The organism is Kitasatospora sp. NPDC057518 (assembly GCF_042802075.1).
Classification (GTDB): domain Bacteria; phylum Actinomycetota; class Actinomycetes; order Streptomycetales; family Streptomycetaceae; genus Kitasatospora.
In genome coordinates this window covers 1-2,019 of record NZ_JBHVEU010000748.1, presented here as the reverse complement: position 1 = coordinate 2,019, position 2,019 = coordinate 1, and the positions used below count along the sequence as shown (strand labels likewise).

The 2,019-nt window shown below is 78.4% G+C and carries 1 protein-coding gene; it reads right to left on the bottom strand.

Annotation, left to right across the window (positions count from 1 at the left end):
• Positions 1-36: 36 nt before the first annotated feature.
• The coding region (locus ACFU7Z_RS39055) for a MinD/ParA family protein (RefSeq protein WP_380782909.1) at positions 37-2,019 on the bottom strand (1,983 nt) is incomplete at its 5' end.

The window sequence follows — 2,019 nt, the reverse complement described above, 5'->3', positions numbered from 1 at the left end:
CACCGACACCAGGTCGGTGGGCCCCTTCCGTCGCCGTCACTGCTGGGGCGGGGGCGGCGGGTAGCCGTAGCCCGGCCCCGGCTGCTGCGGCCAGGGCGCCCCGGGGGCGGGCTGCTGCGGGTAGCCGTACCCGGGCGGGGGCGGCGGGGCCTGGCCGGGCTGCGGGGCCCACGGCGCCCCGGGGGCGGGCTGGCCGGCCTGCTGCGGGTACGGCTGGGCCTGCTGCTGCGGGTCGGCGTACGGCTGGGGGCCGCCCGGCTGCGGGTAGCCGGCCTGGGCCTGCTGCTGCCAGCCGGCCTGCTGGGCGGCGGCGGCCTGGTGGGCCCGGATGATGTCCTCGCCGACCAGGGTGGCCAGCTCGAAGTAGGCCTCCCGGACCTTGGGCCGCATCATGTCGAGGTTGACCTCGGCGCCGGCCGCCAGGCTCTCGTCGAACGGCACCACGATCACGCCGCGGCAGCGGGTCTGGAAGTGCGCGACGATGTCCTCGACCTTGATCATCTTGCTGGTCTCGCGCACCCCGGAGACCACCGTGATGCTGCGCTGGACCAGGTCCGCGTAGCCGTGCGCGGAGAGCCAGTCCAGGGTGGTCGAGGCGCTGGAGGCGCCGTCCACGCTGGGGGTGGAGACGATGATCAGCTGGTCGGCCAGGTCCAGCACCCCGCGCATCGCGCTGTACAGCAGTCCGGTGCCGGAGTCGGTCAGGATGATCGGGTACTGGCGGCCCAGCACGTCGATCACCTGGCGGTAGTCCGAGTCGTTGAAGGTGGTCGAGACCGCCGGGTCGACGTCGTTCGCCAGGATCTCCAGGCCCGAGTTCAGGTCCTGCGAGGTGAACTGACGGATGTCCATGTAGCTGCGCAGGTGCGGGATGGCCGTCACCAGGTCGCGGATGGTCGCGCCGGTCTGGCGCTTCACCCGGCGGCCCAGGGTGCCGGCGTCCGGGTTGGCGTCGATCGCGATCACCTTGTCCTGGCGCTCGCTGGCCAGGGTCGCGCCGAGCGCGGTGGTGGTCGTGGTCTTGCCGACGCCGCCCTTGAGGCTGATCACGGCGATCCGGTAGCAGCTCAGCACCGGGGTACGGATGATCTCCAGCTTGCGGGCCTTCTCGGCCGCCGCGGCCTTGCCGCCGAACTGGAAGCGCGGCTGCTGGCGCTGCTGCTTGGGCTGGCTGCGCAGCAGCCGGTCCGAGGACAGCTCGACGGCGGCGGTGTAGCCCAGCGGCGCGCCGTGCGCGGTCTGCTGCGGGGCGGCGGCCTGCTGGAACGCGCTGGGCTGCGGGGCCTGCGGCTGCTGCTGCCACGGCTGGCCGGGCAGCGGCTGCCCCGGCAGCGGCGGGCCGGGCTGGGCCTGCGGGCCGGGCTGGGGCGGGACCGGCTGCTGGTACGCGGCGGGCTGCGGCCAGCCGCCCTGGCGCGGGTCCACCGGGCCGGGCTGGGGCACCGGGCCGGGGGGCTGCGGGGCGGCGGCGTGCTGGGGCGGCAGCGGCTGCGGCTGTTGGACCTGCTGGGCCGCCCACGCGGCCTGCGGGCCCCAGGAAGCCGACGGGTCCTGGGGGTGCTGCGGCGGGGCCTGCTGGACCGGCGGCTGCGCGAAGTTCTGCGGCTGCGCGGGCGCGACGGGCGCGGGAGCAGGGGCGGGCGCCGGGTACGGCTGCGGCGCGGGCTGCTGCGCCGCGGCCTCCGGCGTCGGCCAGGCCGGGGCACCGGCCTGCGGCTGCTCGGCGACCGGCGGAGCCGGGGCGGCCGCCGGGAACGGGACGTGCTGCGCCTCGGCCTGCACCGGCGGGACCGGCGCGGCGGGCGTGGGCGTGGCAGCGGGCGTCGGGGCCGGGACGGCGGCCGGCGCGGCCTCCGCCGCCGGGGCGGCGGCCTGGCCGGGCACCGGAGCCTGGGCCTGCCGCTGCTCCGGAGCGGCCTGCTGCGCCGGGGCCGGCTGGGGCGGCGCCGGCGCAGCGGGGGGGGGCCCCCGGGCGGCGGGCGGGGCCGGGGCCCCCGCCGCCGGGGCCCCCCCGGCCGG